General features: G+C 66.0%; 20 protein-coding genes. 11 read left to right on the forward strand and 9 right to left on the reverse strand.

All coding sequences use genetic code 11. The annotated features are described in order from the left end of the window. The first annotated feature begins 56 nt into the window (after positions 1–56). Positions 57–1,535 (forward strand): xylulokinase, encoded by a 1,479-nt coding sequence (locus tag GZ998_RS11650; RefSeq protein ID WP_219109921.1) that lies wholly within the window; start codon positions 57–59, stop codon positions 1,533–1,535. A gap of 43 nt (positions 1,536–1,578) precedes the next feature. On the opposite strand, the gene GZ998_RS13355 is transcribed toward GZ998_RS11650, so the two are convergent. The 5 genes from GZ998_RS13355 to GZ998_RS11675 form a co-directional block, all read right to left on the reverse strand. After that, entirely contained in the window at positions 1,579–3,456 is a 1,878-nt protein-coding gene (locus tag GZ998_RS13355; RefSeq protein ID WP_306823062.1) for a DUF6571 family protein, read from the reverse strand. Continuing rightward, complete coding sequence (locus GZ998_RS11660) at positions 3,398–5,593, reverse strand: DUF6571 family protein (protein ID WP_219109923.1); 2,196 nt, start codon at positions 5,591–5,593, stop codon at positions 3,398–3,400. The genes GZ998_RS13355 and GZ998_RS11660 overlap by 59 nt, the downstream gene beginning before the upstream one ends. Further along, positions 5,532–5,873 carry a hypothetical protein gene (locus GZ998_RS11665; RefSeq protein ID WP_219109924.1) on the reverse strand — a complete coding sequence of 114 codons (342 nt, stop codon included), beginning with the start codon at positions 5,871–5,873 and terminating at the stop codon, positions 5,532–5,534. Before GZ998_RS11665 ends, GZ998_RS11660 begins: the two co-directional genes overlap by 62 nt. A gap of 90 nt (positions 5,874–5,963) precedes the next feature. Continuing rightward, positions 5,964–6,659, reverse strand: a complete 696-nt coding sequence (locus GZ998_RS11670) for a hypothetical protein (protein WP_308807244.1) — start codon at positions 6,657–6,659, stop codon at positions 5,964–5,966. 357 nt (positions 6,660–7,016) lie between these two features. Further along, complete coding sequence (locus GZ998_RS11675; RefSeq protein ID WP_219109926.1) at positions 7,017–7,721, reverse strand: hypothetical protein; 705 nt, start codon at positions 7,719–7,721, stop codon at positions 7,017–7,019. A gap of 256 nt (positions 7,722–7,977) precedes the next feature. Between GZ998_RS11675 and chvE the strand changes: the two genes are divergently transcribed. The 3 genes from chvE to mmsB all read left to right on the forward strand — a co-directional run bounded on the left by chvE (position 7,978) and on the right by mmsB (position 11,986). Beyond that, positions 7,978–9,099 (forward strand): multiple monosaccharide ABC transporter substrate-binding protein, encoded by a 1,122-nt coding sequence (gene chvE, locus GZ998_RS11680; RefSeq protein ID WP_162680098.1) that lies wholly within the window; start codon positions 7,978–7,980, stop codon positions 9,097–9,099. Positions 9,100–9,176: 77 nt separating this feature from the next. Then, positions 9,177–10,739 carry a multiple monosaccharide ABC transporter ATP-binding protein gene (gene mmsA / locus GZ998_RS11685; RefSeq protein WP_306823064.1) on the forward strand — a complete coding sequence of 521 codons (1,563 nt, stop codon included), beginning with the start codon at positions 9,177–9,179 and terminating at the stop codon, positions 10,737–10,739. Then, the gene (gene mmsB, locus GZ998_RS11690; protein WP_308807245.1) at positions 10,736–11,986 is read left to right on the forward strand and encodes a multiple monosaccharide ABC transporter permease; all 1,251 of its coding nucleotides are present in this window, start codon (positions 10,736–10,738) and stop codon (positions 11,984–11,986) included. Before mmsA ends, mmsB begins: the two co-directional genes overlap by 4 nt. Positions 11,987–12,296: 310 nt before the next feature. On the opposite strand, the gene GZ998_RS11695 is transcribed toward mmsB, so the two are convergent. Then, on the reverse strand, positions 12,297–13,322 hold the full coding sequence (locus tag GZ998_RS11695) for a LacI family DNA-binding transcriptional regulator (RefSeq protein ID WP_161924818.1): 1,026 nt from the start codon (positions 13,320–13,322) through the stop codon (positions 12,297–12,299). A 169-nt stretch (positions 13,323–13,491) separates the two neighbouring features. On the opposite strand from GZ998_RS11695, the gene GZ998_RS11700 reads away from it, so the two are divergent. The 5 genes from GZ998_RS11700 to GZ998_RS11720 all read left to right on the forward strand — a co-directional run bounded on the left by GZ998_RS11700 (position 13,492) and on the right by GZ998_RS11720 (position 20,342). After that, positions 13,492–14,421 carry a carbohydrate ABC transporter permease gene (locus tag GZ998_RS11700; RefSeq protein WP_161924817.1) on the forward strand — a complete coding sequence of 310 codons (930 nt, stop codon included), beginning with the start codon at positions 13,492–13,494 and terminating at the stop codon, positions 14,419–14,421. A 3-nt stretch (positions 14,422–14,424) separates the two neighbouring features. Beyond that, positions 14,425–15,321 (forward strand): carbohydrate ABC transporter permease, encoded by an 897-nt coding sequence (locus GZ998_RS11705; protein ID WP_161924816.1) that lies wholly within the window; start codon positions 14,425–14,427, stop codon positions 15,319–15,321. A gap of 113 nt (positions 15,322–15,434) precedes the next feature. Beyond that, positions 15,435–16,787: an extracellular solute-binding protein gene (locus GZ998_RS11710; protein WP_162680096.1), complete on the forward strand. Its 1,353-nt coding sequence runs from the start codon at positions 15,435–15,437 to the stop codon at positions 16,785–16,787. A 54-nt stretch (positions 16,788–16,841) separates the two neighbouring features. Next, the gene (locus tag GZ998_RS11715) at positions 16,842–18,188 is read left to right on the forward strand and encodes an extracellular solute-binding protein (protein WP_219109928.1); all 1,347 of its coding nucleotides are present in this window, start codon (positions 16,842–16,844) and stop codon (positions 18,186–18,188) included. A gap of 105 nt (positions 18,189–18,293) precedes the next feature. Continuing rightward, on the forward strand, positions 18,294–20,342 hold the full coding sequence (locus GZ998_RS11720) for a beta-galactosidase (protein WP_219109929.1): 2,049 nt from the start codon (positions 18,294–18,296) through the stop codon (positions 20,340–20,342). A gap of 6 nt (positions 20,343–20,348) precedes the next feature. Here GZ998_RS11720 and GZ998_RS11725 read toward each other — a convergent pair whose 3' ends face one another. Further along, positions 20,349–20,738: a helix-turn-helix domain-containing protein gene (locus GZ998_RS11725; RefSeq protein WP_162680094.1), complete on the reverse strand. Its 390-nt coding sequence runs from the start codon at positions 20,736–20,738 to the stop codon at positions 20,349–20,351. Positions 20,739–20,882: 144 nt separating this feature from the next. Here GZ998_RS11725 and GZ998_RS11730 point away from each other — a divergent pair, with 144 nt between their 5' ends. Both GZ998_RS11730 and GZ998_RS11735 read left to right on the forward strand, forming a co-directional pair. After that, complete coding sequence (locus GZ998_RS11730) at positions 20,883–21,569, forward strand: DsbA family oxidoreductase (protein ID WP_219109930.1); 687 nt, start codon at positions 20,883–20,885, stop codon at positions 21,567–21,569. Beyond that, positions 21,569–22,234: an MBL fold metallo-hydrolase gene (locus tag GZ998_RS11735; RefSeq protein WP_219109931.1), complete on the forward strand. Its 666-nt coding sequence runs from the start codon at positions 21,569–21,571 to the stop codon at positions 22,232–22,234. The genes GZ998_RS11730 and GZ998_RS11735 overlap by 1 nt, the downstream gene beginning before the upstream one ends. A 525-nt stretch (positions 22,235–22,759) precedes the next feature. Here GZ998_RS11735 and GZ998_RS11740 read toward each other — a convergent pair. Both GZ998_RS11740 and GZ998_RS11745 read right to left on the reverse strand, forming a co-directional pair. Further along, entirely contained in the window at positions 22,760–23,761 is a 1,002-nt protein-coding gene (locus GZ998_RS11740; RefSeq protein ID WP_219109932.1) for a nucleoside hydrolase, read from the reverse strand. Positions 23,762–23,856: 95 nt separating this feature from the next. Further along, positions 23,857–25,284, reverse strand: coding sequence for an MFS transporter (locus GZ998_RS11745; RefSeq protein ID WP_219109933.1), 1,428 nt, complete (start codon positions 25,282–25,284; stop codon positions 23,857–23,859). Between the last annotated feature and the right edge of the window lie 208 nt (positions 25,285–25,492).

Raw genomic sequence — 25,492 nt, forward strand, 5'->3', positions numbered from 1 at the left:
CCGTGGGCTGAGCAACCGGCTCACGGCCGGCCGGCCTTCAACGCGGAAGGAAATTCATGCCTCTCGTCGCCGGCGTCGACTCCTCGACGCAGTCCTGCAAGCTCGTCGTCCGTGACGCCGCCACCGGCGCCCTGGTCCGTGAGGCGAAGGCCTCGCACCCGGACGGCTCCGAGGTCCACCCCGATCACTGGTGGGCCGCGCTCAATGAGGTGATCGACGCCGTCGGCGGGCTTGACGACGTTGCCGCCCTGAGCGTGGGCGGCCAGCAGCACGGCATGGTGGTGCTCGACGCCGACGGCGAGGTGATCCGCCCCGCCCTCCTGTGGAACGACACCCGCAGCGCCGGCGCCGCCCGCGACCTGATCCGCGAGCTCGGCGACGGCGACGAAGCCGCCGGGGCCAAGGCCTGGGCCGACGCCGTCGGCTCGGTGCTCGTGGCCTCCCTCACCATCACCAAGCTGCGCTGGCTGGCCGACCACGAGCCCGAGAATGCCGCCCGCATCGCAGCCATCTGCCTGCCGCACGACTGGCTCACCTGGAAGCTGTCCGGCGCCACCTCGCTGGACACCCTGGTCACCGACCGCTCCGACGCCTCGGGCACGGGCTACTTCGACTCCGTGGACAACAACTATCGCCGCGATCTGCTCGCGCTCGCCCTGCGCCGCAGTGAGGATGAAGTCGCCGGAATCGTATTGCCGCGCGTAGTCGGCCCACACGAGGAGGCCGGCCGCGGCGGGGTCTTCACCGCGCCGTCTGGCGGCGAGCGGGATCTGAGCCACCTGGTGCTCGGTCCCGGCTGCGGCGACAATGCCGGCGCCGCCCTCGGACTCGGCCTGCGCCCGGGCGCTACCAGCGTGTCCCTGGGTACCTCCGGCGTGGTTGCCGCGGTCTCGGCAACTCCCACCCACGACGCCTCCGGGCTGGTCACCGGTTTTGCCGACGCCACCGGGGCCTTCCTGCCGTTGGCCTGCACGCTGAATGCCGCCCGCATCCTGGATGCCGCCAAGCAGGTGCTGGGAGTCTCGTACGACGAGTTCGACCGGCTCGCATTGTCTGCCGAGCCGGGTGCCGCCGGGCTGGTGCACGTGCCGTACCTGGAGGGGGAGCGCACCCCGAATCTGCCGGAGGCCACCGGCATGCTCACCGGCATGACGCTGACTTCGCTGACTCCCGCGAACTATGCGCGCGCCGCCGTCGAGGGGCTGCTGTGCCTGATGGGGGCGTGCGTCGACGCCGTGCGCGGCCAGGCGGTTGAGGTCGACGCCGTCACGCTCGTGGGCGGGGGAGTGAAGTGGGCCTGTGCCCGGGAGCTCGCCCCGGCCGTGCTCGGCGTCCCGGTGGACGTGCCCGAGCCCGGCGAGTACGTAGCCAACGGCGCCGCCAAGCAGGCCGCTTGGGTGCTCGCCGGGGGCGAGGAGCCGCCCACGTGGGAACTCGGCCCGGTCGAGCACCTGACCGCCGCGCCTCAGCCCGAGGTGCGCGCCGCCTATGATGCCGCTGCGGCCATTGTGGCGGAATCGCAGCGGGGCGATTGAACGGTCGGAATGACAGCCTCTTGGCTTATGCGGGCCTGAGCGGTCATGATTCCGCAGTGTAAGCGCTCCCGGATCGGTGACCATACATGTAGCCGGCGTCGAAGTCGTCGGTGATGTCTTTGAACACGTAGTCGCCGATACCGGTTTGGACCATGTCGACCCACGCGTCCACTTCGTCCGCGGCAATGGTGGGGTCGTCGGCTTTTGATAGGTCGATGGTGTGGGTGCCGTCGGGTCTGGTGACGATCCAGGTGTAGGTCTTACTGCTGTCCCCGGTGATGGTGTAGTCCTCGGGGTCCAGCAGGTCGGCGTTCGCGGCGTCCTGGATGGCCATGGCGGATAGTTGGTTTTCGTCGTCGGTGTGGCCGGTGATGAGGGCGTGGTTGTAGGTGCTGGTGCCGGTTTTGTTCTCGGTGAGGCCGGCGAGGTAGCTGATGGCGTAGAGGGCTCGTTGGTAGGGGATGTTGATGGCGTCGACTCTAGGGTCATAGTCATCATTGATGGTGCCGGGTGTGGGGCTGGTGGTGTTGGTGAGGTTGGTTTGTGCTCGGGTGTGTGCGTGGTGGGCTATGGCTTTGGCGATGGTGCTGGTGGTTTCGGGGGTGTCGGTGATGCGCCAGGCCAGGGCGGTGATTGGGGCGGGGTCGACGGGTTCGTAGATGGAGGGCTGGCGTTCGAACCAGATGTCTCCGTAGTCGCAGGTGGAGGTGCTCGAGGACTTGTCTGGGTTGTCCTGGTTCCAGGCGCAGGTGACCTCGGCGGGGCTGTTGGCCAGTAGGGTGGCGATGGCGGTTTCGGTGGCGGGGGTGTACTGGTCCTCGGTGGTGCTGGTGGCGAGATACGTTATGGCTTGGCCTGCGAGCTGGTCGGCCCGGTGCCGGACATCGGTGTTGGTGCTGGTGCGCAGGGTTGTGGCGGAGGCGATGGCGGTGGTGTAGGCGGCCAGGCCGGCCTGGTCCCACTGGCGCTGGGACAGCTGCTCCAGGCGCGGCCCGCCGCCGCTGGCGGGGGTGCTGGTGAGGTAGTGCAGGGTGGTTTGGGGGTGTGCGGCGATGGCTTCCAGTGCTCCGGTCAGGGGGTCGAAGGAGTAGCCGGTCAGGTAGCCGCCGATGGCCCGTTTGCCGAGGGGGGCCAGGTCGGGGTAGCTGGTGTTGGCGTAGCCGCGGTAGCGGCGGATCGTGTCGGGGTCTATGCCCGCCAGCTCGTCGGCCAGGGCGGTCAGGAACCCGGGGTCGAAGCCGCTTTCAGCACCTGTGGCGCTGCCGGCCTCCTTACCGCCGGCGGTGCCGACTGGCTGGGTGGCGGTGGTGTCGGCTTGCGTGCTGGTGGGGGCCGTCAAGATCGCGTTGAGGGCGGTGATGCGTCCCCACTGGCCCTTGTCTGCCACAGATCCGGCGATGACGGCGGCTACGGACTCGCGGGTGGTTTCGTCCCAGGTGGTGGATGCCGCAGCGAGGATCCGGCCGAGCAGGTGGGCGAGGGCCTGGCCGTCGGGAACGGCGCCGGCCAGGGGCAGGCCGGCAAGGTTGTCCGCCCCCAGGGCGGTGATGAAGTCATTGGCCCACACCGGATCGCCGGCATGCGGGGCGGCGGCCTGAACCAGGTCCCCCACCCCGGCGCCGCCAGTGCCGGCGCCGCGGGCCGCGTCCGAGAGCTCCTGCGCCGCCCGCCCACCAGAAGACACCAGATCCGCCGCGGCGTCAGCGGAGACGGAAGTCCCAGACGCCCCCGTCACCGCGCCCGTGCCGGCAGCGCACCCCGACGCCACCAGCCCAGCCGCAAGCACCACCGCAGCCGCCCCAAGACGGAAACGGCGACCGCAACCGCGCACAAACCAGTCGTGGCCGACCGGCACACACCCATCAGCCACCGTACTTACTCCCGGAATCATAACCGGACGTATAACTCTCATCAAAGTCATCGGTGACCTTATCAAACATGGGGTCGTTGGTTATGGTTACTGCTCTACGAGACCATGCACGCATCTGCCCAGGCACATCGACGTCTTCGTCTGCAGCCGATATATCGATACCGCGACTACCGTCCTCATTGGACACCATCCAAGAGTATGGCACGCCAGAATCAGAGGTATCAATGGTGTAGTCGTCGGGGTTTAGTAGGCCCGCGTTAGCCGCGTCCTGGACGGCCGCCGCCCACATGTTTTCCTTCAAACTCTCAGGAGCTGCTGACTCAACCTGATCGGCATCGAAATTCACTAGGGGACTCAAGACCGTGTTTGCTATAGTTAACCCGGTTTTTGCGCCTCCTGCTGTTCCTCCTGGTAGCACCGACCCTAATCCTGCTCCCGCCACTGTGGTCAGCACACTTATTGCGGTTTTAGCGGCCTGACTGTGTGCGGCCGCCTTGGAGGACGAATCGACATTAAGGGCATCCGCTTTACTGTCGGCCATCCCCGCCAAGGTACCTACCGCTTTGCTGACGTCCCGGTACGCGTTGTTAATTGCTAGGATTTGGGCGTCGGGGTCTCCTGTATTCTCTTCGATTCTATGTTGAGCTCGATTATTTGCGTACTCGCCGAGTTGGGCTGCAATAGTAGCGACAGCGTCTGTAGAGTCTGAGACTCTATAAGTCAGCTTATTAATGTCGTCCACCGATGCTTCCGGCAATTCCTTACGCCTATCTGGGTCGCCGGGCGCATCCTCCCCAACCCAGGCGCTAGTGAGTTCTGCGGGGCAGTTCGCCAGAAGTACGCCGATGCGGGCCTTTGCGTCGTCGTTGTAGATTTCCTCATCTGTGTTGGCGACCAGATAATGGATGCCGTATCCGGCCACGTTGTCGGCGCGCCTGCGTGTGGTCGGATCATCCGAGGGACGTTGGCTGGAGGCTGCGGCCAAGGCTGCGGTGAAGCCTGCGAATCCCTGCTCATCCCAGTCGCGCTTGGACAGCTCCTCTAGCAGTGTCATGTCCGCCCCGTCGCCGCTTTCGGACGCCTTGGCGAGGTAGTCGAGGGCGGCCCGGGGATTGTTGCCCATGGCATCCAGCACCCCGGCAAGGGGGTCGAAGGACTGGCCTCCCAAGTAGGGGCCGAGGTCCTTCTTGTCATAGCGGGCGGTGTAGCTGTCGGTGTTGGGGTCGGTGGCGCGTTCTGCGCGGGATTTGATGGCGTTCCAGTCGATGTCGTCTAGGCTGTTTGCCAGGGCAGTGAGGAAGGCGCTGTTGAACTCCAGATCATTGACATGGTTGGAGTCGGCGTCGTGTCCTCCGAGCATGGCGTTCAGTACGGTGATGCGCCCCCACTCGCCCTTGTCATCGACGGACTCCTTGATGACGGTTGCCATAGACTCGCAGGTCTGGTTGTCCCACGTAGTCGAGGCCGAGGCCAGTACAGTGCCAAGCAGTTCAGCCAGCTCCGTGCTGGCCTCCGGTTTCAGGTCATGCTTACCTGTGTCATCGCTGACGGTGTAGTGCTCCTGGACCTCAAACGGCAGGCTGGTGAGATTTTCCGGGCCGAGTGCGTTAACCAGTGCGGCTGCATAGGCGGGATCGCCAGAGCGCTCCCGTATGGCAGCGATGACCTGGTCATAGGTACGACCATTGGATTGAAAACCAGGCGAGCCGTCGATAATGGCTTGCAGATCGTGGGCGTCGATAGTGGCATGCGACCAGGCCGTCAAGTCCGCAACAGTGTTGATGACGGTGCCGTCCGGGACTTCACAGCTGATGCCCCCGTCGGCGGTCATACTGCCGACGCCGGAGTCGTTGACCGCCACGATCGCGTCTTTGGCCTTCGCCAGTTGGTCGGCCCTGGCGTTGACGGCGCCGATTGCGTTGTTGGCGCTGATTCGGAAGTCGGTAATATCGATGGGATTGTGCTCGTCTGTGCATTTGTTGTTTATGCTGGTTATGGCGGAAGAGCAATCGTTGGCGAAGTCGCGCAGATCCTGGATTGCGGTTGCCAACTTGTCCGGATTCAAATACAATACGGCCATAACGTGGGGGCCTTTCTCCCTGATTTCCCGGTTACCGGCAGTGCTGTTATTGTTGTTGGCTCTTGTATGGCCAATACGCGTTGGTGTCGGTTTCGTCGATGTCTTCAAGCAGCGAGTTTTTCTCCGCGTTTATCGCGTCCAACAGATCGCTGAAAATCTTGTCGACCGCGTCAATGTCGGTCTCGGTGTCTTCGGCGGAGGTGTTCGCCAGCGGGCCCGTCCAGGTGTCGGACGAATTGATGGCCGAACTGTACTTCTGCCCCGGCGAACGCACCCAGGGAGACAGGTCTAGGAACGGTGAGTTCGTGGAGAATCCAAGTTCTCCGTTCTTTCTTGACGCGTGCTCGCTCAGGCGCTCAAGCGCTTGGCGCTTCAGGTTGGCGACCATTTGATAGTCCTTCAGGTCTGTAGATCGAACAGTTGTATTGGATGTTCCGGGGTAGCTGCGAGTGTATGCCTGACCTAAGTGGGCCCTATCTCATGGTTCGGTGGTGGGTCTGGTGTTGAGCGTCTGGATCTCGGCTACCGGGATGGCGGTGGTTGTGGATGTGGTGTGGGTGTCCATCGAGCCCGAAGCGCCGTCGGTGGCGGTGTAGGTGATCGCGTAGGACACTTTGATGTCTACCGGGGTGACGTTGTCCTTGAAGTGGGCGCTGGAGCGGTTGAAGATGATCTTGCAGTCGGTGCCCTTGGCGTCGTTGTCCTCACTCCAGGGAATCCCGAAGCTGGTGCACTTGGCGGTGCCGTCCTTGGGCTGGAGCGTTAACCACTTCGCGGTCGCCGTGATCGTGGCGGTAGTAGACCCCGCCGTAGCCGTCACGGTCACTTCCTTGGGGGTGTCGCCGGTGGCCCACACCCAGGTATCCATGCCCACGATCGTGGCCCCCACATCCCCAACCATCGGGTTGTAACCGATCGTCGCCGTCGGAATCGTCACCGCATCCCAGGCGGCCTGAGCGAGCGTGGCGCCGTCTATTTCGGGCTCTGGGGCCGCCTGCCCTGCGGGCACGTACACCGGGTCATGGTCGGCGACGTAGGCGTCTTGGATCTCGCTGAAGTCGCGCTCGTCATCCTCCGCCATGTACCTGGGGTCGCAGAAAGGGGTGTACCAGTAGCCCTCCGTGTCGTCGGCGTAGGACTCGTAGTCGGGGAAGTGAGTCTTATACTCCTCCACCGAACCACTGTGGTTGAAGCGGATGTACTCGGCCGCTTTCCCCGAATCAATCCACTCCGCCCGCTCCGCACCAGTATCGTCCTGCTGCAACCAGCACACCGGATGCACCGTGGTGGTCACCGACTGCGACCACGCCGTAGCACCACCACCAGAACCAGCTGAGCCATCCGCAGCCGCCGACACAGACTCCACACTGACCGCTATCGTCACCGAACCATCCCCGCCAGCCGACACCAAACCAGAAGAACCAGTGTCATTGTTCCCGATACCTTTAGCCTGCGCAGGGGCCACAACAGCGGCCAGGCTAATAACTAACGCGATCACAGCCGCCGAAACACGTCTATCGATTATCATAACTCACACCGCGCACTCATTAGTGGATAGAGTCTGTTCGCCTGACACTTTCCAGGTTCCATCCTCATTGATCATAGTTATTAGCGTTTCAAAGCGCCCTTGGAGGACTTCAGGGTTACTGACATCATTACCCTGAGCATCGTAGGCGGTCAGTGCCGATTGGTCCCCACAAGTGACAACTTCCGCCTGAGCGTTCACAGAATATGGCGATGTTATGACTACGGAAGCAATCGCAATCCTCAGTTCACCCTCAACGATCTCTCCACTAGAAGCTTCGTAATTGTTTACGATAATCTGATATTCTTCGTCGGTGGTGAGTGGTTCGGCGTTTTCTATGCCGGTGCCGGTGAACCAGATGTCCCAGGTGACCTGGTCGTAGTTGACGAAGGCCTTGAGCACCTCGGTCTGCTGCTCATCCAGGTCCTCGGGTATGGAGGTGACTTCGTAGCGGTCGGCGGACAGCGACTCAGCCGTCACCACACCCGCCGCCTCCGCAGAAGCCGCAGCCGACGCAGACGCCTCAGCAGCGGCGGCCGACTCTGCCGCCTCCGCTGACGCCGCAGCCTCCGGATCATAGGTGGGGATATTCAAGGGATTGTCGTCCGACTCAGACGAGCATGCCACCAGGGGCGAACACGCCAGCAACAGCGCCGCGGCGCCTGCAGCAGCACTGCGCAGTCCGAGCGAACCAGTATGGAAACGGCGCATGAGCGACTCCTAAGGGGCAAGGGCTCGTCATCAGGACGTTATACAGTTTCACACTCCCGCGGGCCACGCGCAAGTGCTTCGGGTTTGGCGGTGGCGTGGCTCTACGTCTCTGCGGCGTGGCTCTACGTCCCGGTTGCCCTGGGGTGTGGGCGGTCTCGGTCTCGCCGGGCGGGTTGTCACGACACCGTATAAGTGGTAGCGTACAACTAAATGGATCACAGGATCCATACCCCACCCCCGAGGCGAGGAGGCCTCAATGCAGGATTTGTCGCGCAGGTCGTTTATTACGGGAGGCTCCGTCGCGGCGGCGGCGCTGCTGGCGGCGTGCACCGCGGAGCGAACGGACGACTACTACGGTGACGTCGGCGGCGGCGATGGCGCCCTGATCGGCGTCTCCATGCCGACCAAGAACCTGGAGCGCTGGAGCCGCGACGGTGAGAACCTCAAGTCTCTCCTTGAGGGCCTTGGCTACACCGTCGAGCTCCAGTTCGCCGACAACAAGGTCGAGCAGCAGAACTCCCAGATTCAGACGATGATCAACAAGTCCCCGGCCGTGATCGTCGTCGGCTCCATCGACGGCTCCGCGCTCGGGCCCGTGCTGCAGAGTGCCGCCGGACTCGGGATCAAGATCATCGCCTACGACCGTCTCATCCGCGATACCGAGGCGGTTGACTACTACGTCACCTTCGACAACTACAACGTCGGTGCCATGCAGGGGCAGTACATCGTGGACACCCTCGACCTGGAGAACGCATCCGGCCCCTTCAACTTCGAGCCCTTCGCAGGCTCCCCGGATGACAACAACGCCCGCTTCTTCTTCGAGGGCGCCTGGGACGTGCTGAGCCCCTACATTGAGTCGGGCAAGCTCGTGTGCCCCTCGGGCAAGCTGCCCTCCAGCGTGGACGACTGGCAGTCCATCGGTATCCAGGCATGGTCCAACACCACCGCTCAGTCGGAGATGGAGAACCGGCTCAACTCCTTCTACTCCACCACCAGGCGCGTCGACGTGATCCTGTCCCCTAATGACGCCATTGCACTGGGAATCGGCCAGGCCCTGGCGTCCGCCGGGTACAACGATGACAACTGGCCGGTCCTCACAGGTCAGGACGCCGACCAGGCCAACGTGGCGAACATCGTGAAGGGCCGCCAGTCGATGACGGTCTTCAAGGACACCCGCCTGCTCGGGGAACGCTGCGCCACCATGGTCGACCAGATCGCCCAGGGGCAGGAGGTCGAGGTCAACGACACCGACTCCTACGACAACGGCCAACTGGTAGTGCCCTCCTACCTGCTTGACCCGGTCGCCGTCGACGCCAACAACGTCCAGGAGGTCCTGGTCGACTCCGGCTATTACACCGCCGCCGAGGTGGGGCTGTAATGGCGGCCGACCCCAAGAACCCGCGCGTCTCCGCGCCCGCGCAGCAAGTAGCGTCGTCCGCGGACATCATCCTCGAGATGCGGCACATCACCAAGCCCTTCGGCGACTTCAAGGCCCTGGACGACGTCAACCTGGAGGTCCGCCGCGGCGAGATCCTGGCCATCTGCGGAGAAAACGGCGCCGGCAAGTCCACCCTGATGAATGTGCTCTCCGGGGTCTGGCCCCGCGGCACCTACGACGGTGACATCGTCTACGACGGCGAGGTCCGCCAGTTCCGCTCCATTCGCGACTCCGAGGCCGTCGGCATCGTCATCATCCACCAGGAGCTGGCCCTCAGCCCCTACCTGTCCGTGGCCGAGAACATCTTCATGGGCAACGAGAAGTCCCGCCGAGGCATCATCGACTGGGACGCTACCAATGAGGCGGCCGCCGAACTGCTACGGGAAGTCGGCCTGAGCATCCGCCCGCAGACGCGCGTAGCGGACCTCGGCGTCGGCCAGCAGCAGCTGGTGGAGATCGCCAAGGCCCTGTCCAAGGACGTGCGCCTGCTCATCCTGGACGAGCCCACCGCCGCCCTCAACGACGACGACTCCGCCCACCTGCTCGACCTCATGTGGGGGCTGCGTGAGCGCGGCATCACCATGGTGATGATCTCCCACAAGCTGGCGGAGGTGGCCGGCGTCGCCGACCGCACCACCATCATCCGTGACGGCCGCACCGTTCACACCGCCCCGCTGCACGGGGAAGGCGCCATCGGCGAGGACGAGATCATCCGCCTCATGGTGGGGCGTGAGCTGTCCAGCCGCTTTCCCGAGCACACTCCGCATGCGGGCCAGGAGGTGCTGCGGATCGAGCACTGGACCGCCCACCACCCCATCGACACCGCCCGCGCCGTCGTCGACGACGCCGCCCTGAGCCTGCGCCGCGGAGAGATCGTTGGCCTCGCCGGGCTCATGGGGGCCGGCCGTACGGAACTGGCCATGAGCCTGTTCGGACGCTCCTGGGGCACCAACATCTCCGGGCACGTCTACAAGAACGGCAAGGAGATCTCCACCGCCACCGTGCGGCAGGCCATCGACAACGGCCTGGCCTACGTCACCGAGGACCGCAAGGTACTCGGCCTGAACCTCATCCAGGACGTCAAGACCAACACCACGGCCGCCGCCCTGAACAAGGTCTCCTCCCGCGGCATCGTCGACGACGCCGCGGAGGAGGAGGTGGCAGAGAACTACCGGCGCGAGCTGCGCACCAAAACGGAGTCGCTGGCCACCCCTGTCGGTTCCCTGTCCGGAGGCAACCAGCAGAAGGTCGTCCTGGCCAAGTGGATGTTCTCCGACCCCGACGTCCTCATCCTCGACGAGCCGACCCGAGGCATCGACGTCGGAGCCAAATACGAGATCTATCAGATCATCAACCAGCTGGCCGATTCCGGAAAGGCCATCCTCGTCATCTCCTCCGAGCTTCCCGAGCTGCTGGGGATATGCGACCGCATCTACACCATGAGCCAAGGCCGGATTACGGGGCAAATGCCCCGGGCCGAGGCCACCCAGGAGAACCTCATGAAGCTAATGACCATTGAGAAGGACGCCGCCGGCCAAGGGCCCGCGCCGCGCACGGAACAGGAAGGAGCGGGGCAGTGAGCCAGCCAACCGACATTACGAGCGTGGAGCGCGGGGCTGAGCGCGCCTCCGGGCGCGGGCAGGGCACGCCCACTGCCGGGGCGAGGCTGCGCGATTCCCTTGGCCGCAACCTGCGCCAGTACGGGATCCTGGCCGCGCTGGTGGCGATCATCGTCTTCTTCCAAGTCCTGACCGGTGGGCTGCTGCTGGCGCCCAACAACGTTGCCAGCCTCATCCAGCAGAACGCCTACGTGATGATCCTGGCGGTCGGCATGGTCATGATCATCATCGCCCGGCACATCGACCTGTCGGTCGGTTCGATCGTCGGATTCGTGGGCGGCGTCATCGGCCTGCTGGTAGTCAACTCCGGGGTGCCGTGGCCGGTGGCGGTGCTGGTGGCGATCGTGATCGGCCTGCTCATCGGCTGCTGGCAGGGCTTCTGGGTGGCGATCATGGAGATCCCCGCCTTCATCGTGACCCTGGGTAGCATGCTCATCTTCCGCGGGCTCACCGTGGTCCTGGTCCAGCGCACCGTCTCCGGGCTGCCGCCCGCATTTGTCAGCATCGCCAACGGCTCGCTGCCCGCCTGGCTGGGATACCTGAAGAACTATGACGGCGTAACCATCCTCATCGGTCTGCTGGCCATTGCGGGACTGGTGCTCACCCAGCTGCGGGCAAGGCGCCGCAATCGTGCCGCAGGCCGAGCCGTTGACCCGGCCGGAGTGGTGGCGGCGCGCCTGCTCGTATTTGCCGCCGCCATCGGCTTCTTCACCATGCTGCTGGCCTACTCTGCCGGCGGTACGCCGATCGTCCTGGTGATCGTGGGCGCGGTAATCCTCATCTACTCCTTCGTGATGAACAAGAGCGTGTTTGGGCGTCACATATACGCTGTCGGCGGCAACCTCAAGGCAGCCCGCCTGTCCGGCGTGAACGTCAGGCGTGTGGACTTCCTGGTGTTCGTGAACATGGGCTTCCTGGCCTCGCTGGCAGCCATCGTGACCACCTCGCGCGCCGGGGCGGCGGTCTCCACCGCCGGCAACCTGTATGAGATGGACGCCATTGCTGCCGCCTACATCGGCGGAGCCGCAGTATCCGGTGGCGTGGGCCGGGTGTCCGGCGCCATCATCGGTGCGCTGATTATGGGCGTGCTCAACATGGGGCTGTCCATCATGGCCGTGGACTCCGCCTGGCAGCAGGCCATCAAGGGCCTGGTGCTGGTGCTTGCCGTGGCGGTGGACATCGTCGGCAAGCGCCGTAGCGCCGCCTGACGCACACTGGCCGGGAAAGTGTCCATCTCTCGCCACTTTGGGCCGCGGCTTGTCCCCGCGTACCGTCGGCCATGGCCGCTGACCTGGGAAAATAGGTAGGGATGCGTCTCCCCGCTGAGTCCCACCAGGTCATAGTGGCGAGAGATGGACACTTTTTCCGAATGCGGGGCGAGAGTTGCAGGTGGTCGGCTCGGTCTCAGCGTCGACCACGGCCGACCGCGGCTGATCATGGCCGTTCATGGGGCTGATCGCGGCTGGTCGTGGTGGGCCGTGGGGCTGACCGTGTGGCCGACCGTGGTCGCTCGCGGCTTCACGATCGCTGCGGAGGCGCCGTGGAGGCGCGCACCACAAGCGAGGTCGGCACCAGCTCCTGGCCGGTCTCGGCCACGCCAGTACTCATCATTCGCACCAGGCGGGCCATGCAGGCCCGCCCCATGCCGGTGAAGTCCTGATGCACCGTGGTCAGTGGGGGAGCGAAGTCGGCGGCCAGGGGGATGTCGTCAAAGCCCACCACGGACAGGTCCTCCGGGACACGTCGGCCCAGGTCCTGCGCGGCGTGCAGCAGACCGAGCGACATCTCGTCGTTCGCGCAGAATACGGCGGTACAGGTCGGGTCCTCCAGCAGCGTGCGGGCGGCGCGGTAACCGGAGCCGGCCGACCAGTCCCCGTGCGCGGGCTCGGGCACGCGCCGACCGGCCTCTGAGAGCACTTCGCGCCAGGCGCGCTCGCGGCGCTGCGCGGAATAGGAGTGGGCGGGGCCGGTGATGTGGTGGACCGTCTCGTGCCCGAGCGCTAGAAGATGCTCCACGGCGCTACGGGTCCCGGCGGCCTGGTCGGTGTCGACTACCGCGTGATCGGGACCCAGGGCGGAGTCGACCACGACCAGGTGCTCGACGTCCGGGATCGTCAAGGAGGCGGTCTCGGAGTCCTCAGGCATTGACTCCAGCACCAGGATGACCCCATCGACCAATAGTTCCTGCAGGCGGTCAAAGGCGCCTGAGACCGAGGCGGTGGTGCGGGCTTGCGGGGCCATGAGGGTGACGGTGTAGCCATGGGCCGAGGCGGACTCGGAGATTGCGGCCAGGGTGGAGGTATTGCCCGTGGCGGTCAGGTCGAACATGACGACGCCGATGTTGTGGAAGCTGCCGCGCTTGAGTGCGCGGGCCGCGGCATTGGGGCGGTAACCGAGCTCGCGCATGGCTGCTACCACCCGCTCGCGGGTCTCGGGTACTACGCCCTGGTAGCCGTTGGACACGCGTGAGACCGTCTGTGCAGAGACGCCGGCCAGCCGCGCGACATCCGCCATGGAGACCTGATGACGACGCCGGGCTGACATGGGAACCTCCTGACGCAGTGGGCCGCGGCCGTGTTGACAGTGCCTTAATGATGTGCCACGCTAACACTCGTTAACAATGTTTGCGCAACCATCCGCGTAGTTGCTGCTGTTGGCGTAAACATTTCACGTGCACTTCAACTCCCCTCAGTGCAGAGACGGAAGGACAAGGATGTCGGCGATTCCCGTCCCGGCGGGCGCACCCGCTGCCGCACAACACAAGACGGTGCCCGAGCGGCGCCCGAAGCGCCGCTGGACCGGCTGGGGCTTCGTGGGCCCCTTCATGACGGTGTTCGCCTTCGTCTTCCTGGCGCCGATCCTCTACTCGATCTACCTGAGCCTGTTCCAGAAGCGGATGGTTGGCGGCAACCAGTTCGTCGGCCTGGACAACTACACCCAGCTCCTGGCGGACCCGCAGTTCTGGGAGGCATTCCGCCGTGTGGCCCTGTTCCTGGTCATCCAGGTGCCGATCATGCTCACCCTGTCACTGCTGGCCGCGCTGGCGATCGACTCCCTGAAGCTGTACGGCACGGCCTTCTTCCGCATCTCGATCTTCATGCCCTACGCAGTCCCCGCGGTGGTCGCCGCCCTGATGTGGGGCTTCATTTACGGCAACCGGTTCGGGCTGGTCGGCTCGCTGTCCGACCTGCTGGGCGTCAGCATCCCCGATCCGTTGGGCGCCAACGTGATCCTGGTGTCGATCGGCAACATCGTCACCTGGGAGTTCGTCGGCTACAACATGCTGATCTTCTACTCCTCGCTGAAGACCATCCCGCACAGCCTGTACGAGGCTGCGGCCATTGACGGCGCCAGCGAGTGGCGCATCATTACCGCCATCAAGATTCCCGCCCTGCGTGGCGCCCTGGGAATCGCCACGATCTTCTCGATCATCGGCTCGTTCCAGCTGTTCAACGAGCCCTCGATCCTCCAGAGCCTGGCACCCAACGCGATCACCACCTACTACACGCCGAACTACTACGCCTACAACCTGTCCTTCGCGGGCCAGCAGTACAACTACTCGGCCACAGTCGCCATCGTCATGGGGCTGATCACCATGGCGGTGGCCTACCTAGTCCAGCTGCGCGGGAACCGGGAGAACTGAGCCATGAGCAAGAAGACCGCCAACGCCGCCGTTGCACACCGCGGCTACAACGTCGAGAACCCGCGCAAGAGCTGGCTGCTGACGCTCGTGATGGGCCTGATGCTGATCTACACCTACCTGCCGCTGCTGTGGCTGTTCATCTCCTCCACCAAGACCCAGGGTGACCTCTTCTCCACCTTCGGGCTGTGGTTCGGGCACGACTTCGCCCTGTGGGACAACATCCGCGAGACGCTGACCTATAACGATGGCCAGTTCGTGCGCTGGTTCCTGAACACGCTGATGTACGTGGTCCTGGGCGCCGGCGGCTCCGTGCTGCTGTCGGTGCTGGCCGGGTACGGCCTGGCCAAGTTCGACTTCCCCGGCAAGAACGCCGTATTCGCCATTGTCATCGGCGCCGTCGCGGTCCCCGGAACCGCGCTCGCGGTCCCGACCTTCCTTATGTTCGCCAAGCTGGGCCTGACCAACACTCCCTGGTCAGTGATCATCCCCTCGCTGATCTCACCCTTCGGCCTGTACCTGATGTGGCAGTTCACCCGCGACGCCGTTCCCACCGAGCTGCTTGAGGCCGCCCGTATCGACGGCGCGAGCGAGTTTCGTACCTTCCGCCAGGTGGCCCTGCCGCTGCTCGGCCCCGGCATTGTGACGGTGGCCCTGTTCGCGATCGTGGCCACCTGGAACAACTACTTCCTGCCGCTGATCATGCTCAAGGACGCCAGCTGGTATCCGCTCACCATCGGCCTGAACGCCTGGAACGCGCAGGCCGCCACCGCCGGCGGGCAGGCGATCTTCAACCTGGTCATCACCGCGTCCCTGCTGACCATCATTCCGCTGATCGCCGCCTTCCTCAGCCTGCAGCGCTTCTGGCAGGCGGGCCTCGCCTCCGGCGGCGTCAAGGAATGACGCCGCCGCTCCCAGTCCCCTTAGCCGGACACCTGCGTCCTTCGGCTACGTCAACTCCCAACTCAAACACTCCCACCAGCACCGCAAGGGTGCGAACTGGAAAGGAAACCACCATGACGATTGATCGTCGCATGTTCCTGCGTGCCACCTCCGCCGTTGCGGTTGCCGGCGCCGCCTCGGCGGTCCTGGCCGCCTGCGGCTCGGGCTCCTCGCCCTCTGACGGTGCTGCCGCGGCCGATCCCTCCGCCGCCGCATCGGCCGCCGAGGCCGGTGGCGAGCTGCTCGTGTGGGCCTGGGACAACACCATCGAGCCCTGCGCACAGGCCTTCATGGAGAAGTACCCGAACGTGAAGGTCACCGTGACCAACGTCGGCACCTCCGCCGACCAGTACACCTCCCTCCAGAACGCCATCTCCGCCGGCAAGGGCGGCCCCGACGTCGCGCAGATCGAGTACTACGCCCTGCAGCAGTTCTCCATCTCCGAGTCCCTGGCGGATTTGACCCAGTTCGGCGCCGCCGACTACGAGGGCACCTTCACCGAGGGGCCGTGGAGCTCCGTGCACACCGGTGAGGGCGTCTACGGCCTGCCCCTGGACTCCGGCCCGATGGCGATGTTCTACAACGAGGAGGTCTTCAACGAGCTCGGCGTCGACGTCCCCACCACCTGGGAGGAGTACCTGGACGCCGCCCGCAAGATCCACGAGGCCGACCCCAGCAAGTACATCGCCAATGACACCGGTGATGCGGGCTCGACCCTGTCCGGGCTGTGGCAGGCGGGCGCCCAGCCGTACGCGGTTGACGGCACCGACGTCACTATCGACTTCTCCGGCGCCGAGGCGGAGAAGTACTCCGACCTCCAGACGACCCTGATCAAGGAGGGGCTGCTCGCTCCGATCTCCGGCTGGACCGACGAGTGGTTCCAGGCCCTGGGCGACGGCACCATCGCCACGCTGGTCACCGGTGCCTGGATGCCCGGCAACTTCACCTCCTCCGTGCCGAACGCCTCCGGCAAGTGGCGCGTCGCCGCCCAGCCCCGGTGGGACGCCGACACCCCCGCCTGCGCGGAGAACGGCGGTTCCTCCCTGGCGGTCATGGCGGCCTCCGACAAGCAGGCACTGGCCTACTCCTTCGTCGAGTTCTGCTCCGCCCAGGACGGCATCCAGATCCGCATCGACGGCGGCGCCTTCCCCTCCACGACGGCGGAGCTCGACTCCGCGGAGTTCCTCGGCAAGGAGTTCGAGTACTTCGGCGGTCAGAAGGCCAATGAGGTCCTGTCCCAGGCCGCCAAGGATGTGCTGCCCGGCTGGACCTACCTGCCCTTCCAGGTCTACGCCAACTCCATCTTCAACGACCACGTGGGCAAGGCCTACACGAGTAATGGCTCCACCACCATCGCCGAGGGACTGGCGGCCTGGCAGGAGGCCTGCATCACCTACGGAAACCAGCAGGGCTTCACGGTCTCCTGACCGCGGCACCACCTATCGCGAAGCCTGACCCCGATCATGAGAAGAGACTTCACCATGACTGCTAATCTCACCCGCCGCAGCGCGCTGTCGGCGCTCGGCGCCTCCGCGCTGGCTCTCACCCTCGCCGCCTGCTCCGGTTCCGGGGACGACTCCAAGCCCGCTGCCGAAGTCGATCCCTCGGCTGCCGCGGCCGCCGCCGAGGCCGGTGGCGAACTGCTTGTGTGGTCCTGGGAGCCCACCCTGACCGACGTCGTAGCCGAGTACCAGCGGGCCTTCCCGAACGTGAAGGTGGAGCTGGTAAACGCCGGCACCGGCACCGAGCAGTACACGGCGCTGCAGAACGCCGTCTCCGCCGGGTCGGGTATCCCGGACGTCGCGCAGATCGAGTACTACGCCTTGCCGCAGTTCTCCCTGGCCGAGTCACTGGCAGACCTGACCCAGTTCGGCGCCGCCGACCTGGCCGCCTCCTACTCCGCCGGCCCCTGGGCGGCGGTCGCCTCAGACAGTGGGATTTTTGGCCTCCCCATGGACTCCGGCCCGGTGGCACTGTTCTACAACGAGGAGGTCTTCAACGCGGCGGGTGTCCAGGTACCTACCACCTGGGAGGAGTACCTCGACGCCGCCCGCGCCATTCATGCTGCCGACCCCAAGCAGTACATCGCCAATGACATCGGTGACGCGGTCAAGACGCTGTCGCTGCTGTGGCAGGCCGGCTCCCGCCCCTACACGGTGGACGGCACTACCGTCGGCATCGACTTCAGCGAGGAGAGCTCGCAGAAGTACGCCGAGCTGTGGACCACGCTGATCGAGGAGGAACTGCTCTACCCGTGCGCGGACTGGTCCGATGAGTGGTACCGAGGCCTGGGCGACGGCACCATCGCCTCCCTCGCCATGGGGGCATGGATGCCGGCCTCCTTCGTCGGCGGCGTTGAGGCCGGGGCCGGCAAGTGGCGGGTGGCGCCGCTGCCGGCCTGGAAGGCGGGGGAGACCGCATCCTCGGAGATGGGCGGGTCCTCGCTGGCGGTAACCGCCGCCAGCGGCAAGCAGGCCCTGGCCTACCACTTCATCGAGTACGCCAACGCCGGGGCCGGCGTCGCCAGCCGAATCGCCAACGGTGCCTTCCCGGCCACTACCGCGGACCTGACCAGCGAGGAATTCCTGGGCGCCGAGTTCGAGTACTTCGGCGGGCAGAAGGCCAACGAGGTCTTCGCCGAGTCCGCCGCGGCCGTCACCGATGGCTGGTCCTTCCTGCCCTTCCAGGCCTACGCCAACTCCATCTTCAACGACTCCGTCGGCAAGGCCTACGAGTCCAAGGGCGCCACCTCGGTCGCCGATGGACTGTCCGCCTGGCAACAGGCCTGCATCACCTACGGCAACCAGCAGGGCTTCACAGTCTCCTGACCTGCCTGGCGGCGACGCGCTGCGGGACGACGGCCCAGGCCGCATTCCCGGCGCGTCGCCGCGCACTTAAAACCGACCGGCTCACGACCCGCTAGCAGACAGGGCATGATGAACAGTACCGCCAGCCGCCCCGGCTTCCCCCGGCACCCGCGCCGCGAGGGCTCCGCCATCCACTTCGGCGCCGACTACAACCCCGATCAGTGGCCCGAAAGCACCTGGGCGGAGGACATCGCCCTCATGCGGCGGGCGGGTGTCACGGTCGTCACCCTGCCGGTGTTCTCCTGGGCCCACCTACAACCGAGCGAGGACACCTGGGACTTCGACTGGCTGGACCGGATCATGGACCTGCTGGCGCAGGCCGGCATCGACGTCGACCTGGCCACCTCCACCGCCTCCCCGCCCGCCTGGCTCACCACCAAGCACCCCGAGGTACTGCCGGTCACCCGCACGGGCGAGACGCTGTGGCCCGGAGGCAGGCAGCAGTGGCGCCCCACCTCGCCCGTATTCCGCCGCTACGCCCTGGAGCTGACGCGCCGCATGGCGGAGCGTTACGGCACGCACCCCGCACTGGCCGCCTGGCACGTGAGCAACGAGCTCGGCTGCCACAACGCCTACGACTACTCCGAGGATGCCGCGGCCGCCTTCCGGGCCTGGCTGCGTGAGCGCTACGCCACCCTGGAAGCGCTCAATGACGCCTGGGGGACGGCCTTCTGGTCGCAGACGTACCACCGGTGGGAGGAGATCCTCCCACCCCGCCTGGCCGCCTCCGAACCGAACCCCAGCCAGCTGCTCGACTTCCGCCGCTTCTCCTCAGACGCGCTGCGCGACTACCTGCGTGCCGAAAGTGCGGTATTGCGCGCAATCACTCCGGACATTCCCATCACCACCAACTTCATGGTCATGGGCGACACCGCCGCCCTGGATTACCCGAGTTGGGCCGAGGACGTCGACTTCGTCTCCAATGACCACTACCTGGACCCCCGGCCCGGTGGCATCGATGAGCTCGCCTTCTCCGCCTCGCTCACCTCCGCTATCGCCGGCGGGAGACCTTGGTGGCTCATGGAGCACTCGACCGCTGCGGTCAACTGGCGTCCCGTCAACCCGCCCAAGCTTCCCGGGGAGCTGATGCGCGACTCGCTGACGCACCTCGGCCACGGCGCCGACGCCATCTGCTTCTTCCAGTGGCGGGCCTCGCGCGCAGGCGCAGAGAAGTATCACGCCGCCCTGCTCCCGCACGCCGGGGAGGACTCGCGCCTGTTCCGCGACGTCGTCGCCCTGGGAAGTACCCTGGAAGAGCTGGCTGAAGTGGCGGGGAGCCCGGCTCTGCCCGCACGCGCCGCCGTCTTGTTCGACTACGAGTCCTGGTGGTCACTGACGCAGGAGTTCCTGCCGCACACGCGCCTGGACTACCGCGGCCAGGCCCTGGACTGGTACCGGGCCCTGGTGGCTGCGGGAGTCCGCGTTGACGTCATCACCACGCGCAGCGACCTCGAGGGCTACGAGCTGATCGTCGCCCCGCTGCTGCACGTTATGCCCGCCGAGCTGGCAGAGCGCCTGCGCGCCGCGGTTGCCGGCGGCAGCCACCTGGTGACGACCTACTTCTCCGGGACCGTGGACGAGCACGATCACGTCATCGCCGGCGGCTACCCCGGCGCTTTGCGCGAGCTGCTGGGCATCCGCGTGGAGGAGTTCGCTCCGTTGCTCGACGACGACGCCGCAGTGCTCTCAGGCGGAGGCACAGGCCGCATGTGGACCGAACGGGTGGAGGTCACCGCTCCCGACGTCACGGTGCTGCGCCGCTACGAGCGGGCCCGCGGCGTCGAGGCGGGCACCCCCGCCGTTACGCGGCGCGCGGTGGGGAAGGGCTCCGCAGCGTACGTGTCCACACGTCTGGAGGGTGATGAGCTGGCGGACTTGGCCGCCGAACTGCTGGCGGCTGCCGGCATTGAGGCGGACTTGCCCGAGCTCCTGCGCGGGCAGGTGATTGCCTCTGTCCGCCGCGGGGAGGCCGCGGACTACTGGACGCTCACTAACCGCGGATGCCGCGACCTCGGGCCTGCTGCCGACGTTGCCGGGATACTCGGCGGGAGCGTGCTGGCAGGTGCCGGCTCGCTCGGCGCAAGCGACGCCGTCGTCGTGCGGGTGCCGCGCTGAGGCGTCTCACCGCACCTGGGGAATCCCCAGCTCATCGCGGGCTGCGCGCATCTGCGCGGCCTCGGCCCGGGAGAACACGAACTCGGCCTCGCTCCAGTCCCACATGGCCTGGATGAGTGGCTTGAAGCTCTCGCCGCGGCGGGTCAGCCGGTACTCCACGCGGGGCGGTACCTCGCCGTAGTCGATGCGCTCCAGAAAGTTGTCCGCAACCAGCTCTCGCAGTTGCTTGGACAGTGTGGAGTCCGACACGCCATGCAGGCACCGCTTCAGCTGGCCGAAATGCCGGACCTCGGCCAGGGCCACGTAGAAGAGGATCTCGATCTTCCACTTGCCGCCGATTACCGCCTGCAAGGACGTGATCGCAGGACACCACTCGATCTTCGGGGCTTGCGCCACAACCCTCGCCTCCTTGTCTACCCGTCCACGCTAGTACTACAGAAAAAGATAGTACTAGCGAACTCGGAGGAGGTGGGCGAGAGTGGTTACAGATGCGCGGGCCGCACACAGCGCGCCGGTGCCCACAACCCCGAGGAGGAACACATGAAGGTGACCTACTGGTCGGACTTCGCCTGCCCTTACTGCTACGTCGGCGAGACCCGCCTGCACAAGGCGATCGAGTCGCTCGGCCTGGCCGACGACGTCGAGGTGGAGATGAAGGCCTTCGAGCTGTACCCGGACGCGCCCCGCGAGGTGCAGGGCCCCACACTCGACCGCTTCGCCAGGAAGTACCGCCTGACCAGGGCGGCCGCGCGCCAGCGCATCGACTCCATCAGCGCCATGGGACGGGCTGAGGGCATCGACTTCAACTACGCCACCACGCTCAACACCAACATGCTCGATGCGCACCGGCTGACCAAGTTGGCTCACGCGCTGGGCAATACCCGCTTCGAGGAACTCTGCTTCCACGCCTACTTCGTGGACAACGAGGTCATGTCGGACCACGCCGTACTGCGGCGCCTAGCCGCGCAGGCGGGCCTGCCGGAGGCCGACGTCGAGCGCGTGCTGTCAAGCGACGAGTACGCCGACGCCGTGCGTGCCGATGAGAGCGAGGCGCACTCCATGGGCGTGAACGCCGTGCCGTTCTTCGTGATAGACGGCAAGTACGTGATTTCCGGCTGCCAGCCCACGCAGGAAATGGCCCGCGTGCTCACAAACGCGCGCGACGCGGCGCTAGCGGAGGGCGCCGCCGAGGGCGGGGCCTGCGGTCCGGACGGGTGCGCGATCTAATGGGAGTTCAGGTTCGCCCGCTTCTGGCCCGCGGGGTGTTCGCCACCTACGGCTACTTCGTCGTCGACGAGGAGACTGGACATGCCTTCCTCATCGACCCCGGCGCCCAGGCGGACCTGTTCCTGCGAGCCGTGCGCGGGCACGATTGGACCGTAGAGGCCATCGTGCTCACGCACGGCCACTTCGACCACATTGGGGCCGTGGAGGAGCTGCGCGCCGCCTGGGGGATCCCCGTGCTGGCGCATGCGGAGTCCGAGCGCTACCTGACCGACCCGTACCTGAACCTCTCCGCCAGCCACGGCGCGCCGCTGCGGGTGCGCGGCGTGGAGAAGTTCCAGCACGGCGACCGCCTGACCCTGGGGGAGGGCTCGAACGTCGAACTTGAGGTCCTGCACGTTCCCGGGCACACCGATGACTCCTGTGCCTTCTACTGTCGGCGCGTCGGCGCCGCGCTGGTTGGTGACACGGTCTACGAGGGAGGTCCCGGGCTGACCGTCTTCCCGACGGGGGATGCAGACAAGCTCCGTGCGAGCCTGGACACCAGGCTGCTCACGCTCCCCGATGGTACGGAACTGCTGTCGGGGCACTCCCGCCCCACTACGGTCGCGCGGCTCAGGCGTGCGGTACGACGGCCTGCGGACGTCCCTGGCGACCGGATGTCCTGAGCGGGTGCCGTATTGGCGTTCCATCCCCAGCCCCACAACGACCTCGGCGCGGCGAAGACGTCCTTTATCGGCTCGAATAGACCACCATGCGCCACACAGCAGTCCTGGCCCGGACTGCGGGCTCGCAAATACGGAGAGCCGACCCGGGTGGTCTTGGGCGTGGCGCACGCTCAGTTGGTTTGGCGCTCTGGCCGGTTGGCGGGTTTTGCCTGGTATTTCGGTGTTCTTGGTTTTTGGCTGGTGGGGGTTGGTTGGCTCCAGCGTGCGGCGCGGGGGTTGCCGCACGCTGGAGCTGGGTGGGCTGTTTTTCGGGTGGTGTGCTTTCCGCGTGATTACGCCGTTTCTGTGGAAGCGTGCCGGGACTGAGCGTGCGGCGCGCGCCCGTGTGGCGCACGCAGGCCACACACCCCCAAACCGAGAGAACCACTAAGGAGGTCCTTGCAGCGCCCGAGCGGTTCGACCCGTAGGGGTTGACGATGCTGCCCGGTGCGCACCGCAGGCGGACTGGCCAACTTCTATGCGTTGTCAGCTTTCCAGCCAGTCGGCCAGAGCGGCCAGGGAGTCGAACATGTCGTCGAACAGGAGCCGGTTGTCGATGCGCTGGTAGCGGCGCATCGGCCGGGTGTTCTGCGGGTAGCGGTAAGTGCCATCCTGTGCGATACGGGGCGTGGGGATAACGTCGTAGTAGGAGGACGCTGCGTCGGGCTCGAAGGTGGTTTGCAGTGAGGACAGCAGCACCAGCGGCTGATCGCCGAGCACATAGGTCGCCCCGGGGTGCGCCATGCCCGCGACCATTGCACGCACCTGGTTCAGCTCACCCAGCAGGTAGGCGCCAAGCGCGCCAGCGCGGGCGCAGCCGCGCCGGATAGTCGCCATGGAGACGGTGGCCGACCGATAGACATCGCGCGGGACCTGCCAGATGCGGGCCTCGGTGTCATTGAAGACGTAGCGTGCGCTCGCGGGGTCGAGCGCCAGGTTGTACTCCATGTCCGTGCCGCCCTCGGGCACGTATGCCAGTCCGGGATGCTCCCCGCCGCCGATCCAGATGAGGGTCAGGCGCGCAGCGATGGCCGGTTCAGCCTTGAGCGCGCGTGCGACGTCTCCCAGAGAGCCGCCGGCCACGAGGAACAGTGGGCGGTCATCGTCGCGCATGGCCTCGGCGACGATGAATTGGGATGCGGCGGTGGGGCCGTCGTAGACGTCGAAGCCGCGGTCGTCGCCGTCGTACAGGCTGACGCCGGTCACCCCCATGGTCGCCAGCAGTGTCTCAACGCGCTCGCGGCCGGCGCGCACGGAGGAGTCGGTGCGGTTCCAGGGATCATCCTCGCGCAGCCGGGAGACGACGACGCCGCGCACCTCGGTGCCCTCAGCCAGCAGGTGGTGGGCCAGGGCGAAGAGGTCGTCGGGGTCGCCGGCGAAGTCGTTGTCGATGATGACGCGGGTGCGTGGGGCGGCGCCGGGGAGCTGATCGGCGTCGGTGAGCCAGGGGGAGCAGCCGTACTCCCAGGATCGGGCGGCGGTGGTCATGTCTCGCTCCTTTGAGTGAGGTTGTGAGCGTTGGATGAGGACAGCGGCGGCATCGGACCAGCCGGTACCGATGCCGCCGCTGGGGCTCGGTGGTGCTACTTGACCTTCCGGACCGGGATGATGGCCACGGCACTGACGCCGACGGCGATTACCGCCGTGATGAAGATGGCCGAGTAGCCACCGGTGCGCGCGACCAGCTGGCCGGCGACGAAGGGCGCCAGCATCTGGCCGATGTTGGAGGCCACGTTGGCCACGCCCAGGTCCCTGCCCGCGGTGTCGGGGTCGGGCAGGACGTCGATGAACAGGGCCACGTCCACCGCCATGTACATGCCGTAGGCCCCGGCCAGCAGGATGTAGAAGAAGTAGTACATGGGCAGCGTTGGGACCAGCAGGGGAACCAGCATATCCAGGGCGATGACCAACGAGGCGCCGATGACGAAGGGCTTGCGCCGCTTGGCCTTGTCGGACAGCTTGCCGGCGAAGGCCAGCATGAGCAGCTGCACCGGCAGGGCGGCGAGCGACAAGGTGGCCACGATGGTGTTGGCCTCGGCTGCGGTGTGGGCGGGGCGCAGGTGCGACTGGATGATGTACAGGTTGTAGTTGGTCACGGCCGTGTAGCCGAAGAACATCATGAAGCGGGCGATCCACACCCAGCGGAAGTCATGGTCAAACAGTGGGACGAAGAAGCCCTTGAAGAAGGCGAGCCAGTCGAACTGGCGCAGCTCCAGGTCCTTGGAGGGGCGGTCCTTGGCGAAGGTCACGAAGATGAGGGCACCCACTACCACGGCGACTGCGAACACGAAGTAGGCGTCCAGGCCAATGGAGTTCATGAGCACCCCGGCCACCACGGACCCGCCGGTGAAGCCTGCCATCATGCCGATTCCGGACAGGCCGGAGACCGTGCCGGTCTTTTCGGCGGGAATCCGGTCCGCTACTGTCGTCGACAGTGGCCCCTGCATGAAGTTCAGGGAGACCTGCGCGGTGGTCCAGAAGACGGTGAGCATGAGTACCGTGGTGGAGTAGCGCAGGCCGATCATGAAGGCGGCCCCGGCGACGGCGCCGGCCACGATCCAGAAGGCGCGCCGGCCCCAGCGGGAGCGCCAGCGGTCGGAGAGGACGCCGACGATCGGCTGGGCGAACAGCGTGAAGAACGAGCCGACGATCATCATGTTGGAAATGGAGGACGCGCGTGCGGCCTCGTACTGCTTCAGCAGGTCCAGTAGATGCGCCTGCTCGGCGGTGGGAGTCGCGGTTCCGGCGCTGACGTCATTGGCCAGGTTCGTCAGCTCGGTGAGCTGGTCCAGGCTGGTGACAGTGGTGCCGGAGAAGTACTGCCGAAACTCGATCGTCTGCACGGTGTTGGGCAGCAGGATCGCCGCTAGCGCCGAGTAGCAGGCGTACAGGAAGACGCCCGCAATGACGAATGAGATCAAGTACTGGTAGTACGGGCGCCCGCCCAGATACTTGGCGGAGGTGCCCGGCCGCGTGGGCTCCTCCAGGCGGGGGTCGGCGGTGGTGGACATGTGGCTCCTTTGCATTGATGCCCGGACGCTGAACGCGCACGGTACCTTCACGGGGTTCCGACCGGTCGGTCCATTAGATATTGAATGGATTCATTCTGTCAAGGAGCCGCGGTGGTGGGGGGCCGTCGCCTGTCGCGGAGCCATGGTGGTGGGGGCTGTCGCCTGTCGCGGAGCCGCGGTGGTGGGGGCTGTCGCCTGTCGCGGAGCC

Origin of the sequence: Actinomyces sp. 594 (assembly GCF_019325145.1) — a bacterium.
In the GTDB taxonomy this organism is placed as follows: domain Bacteria; phylum Actinomycetota; class Actinomycetes; order Actinomycetales; family Actinomycetaceae; genus Actinomyces.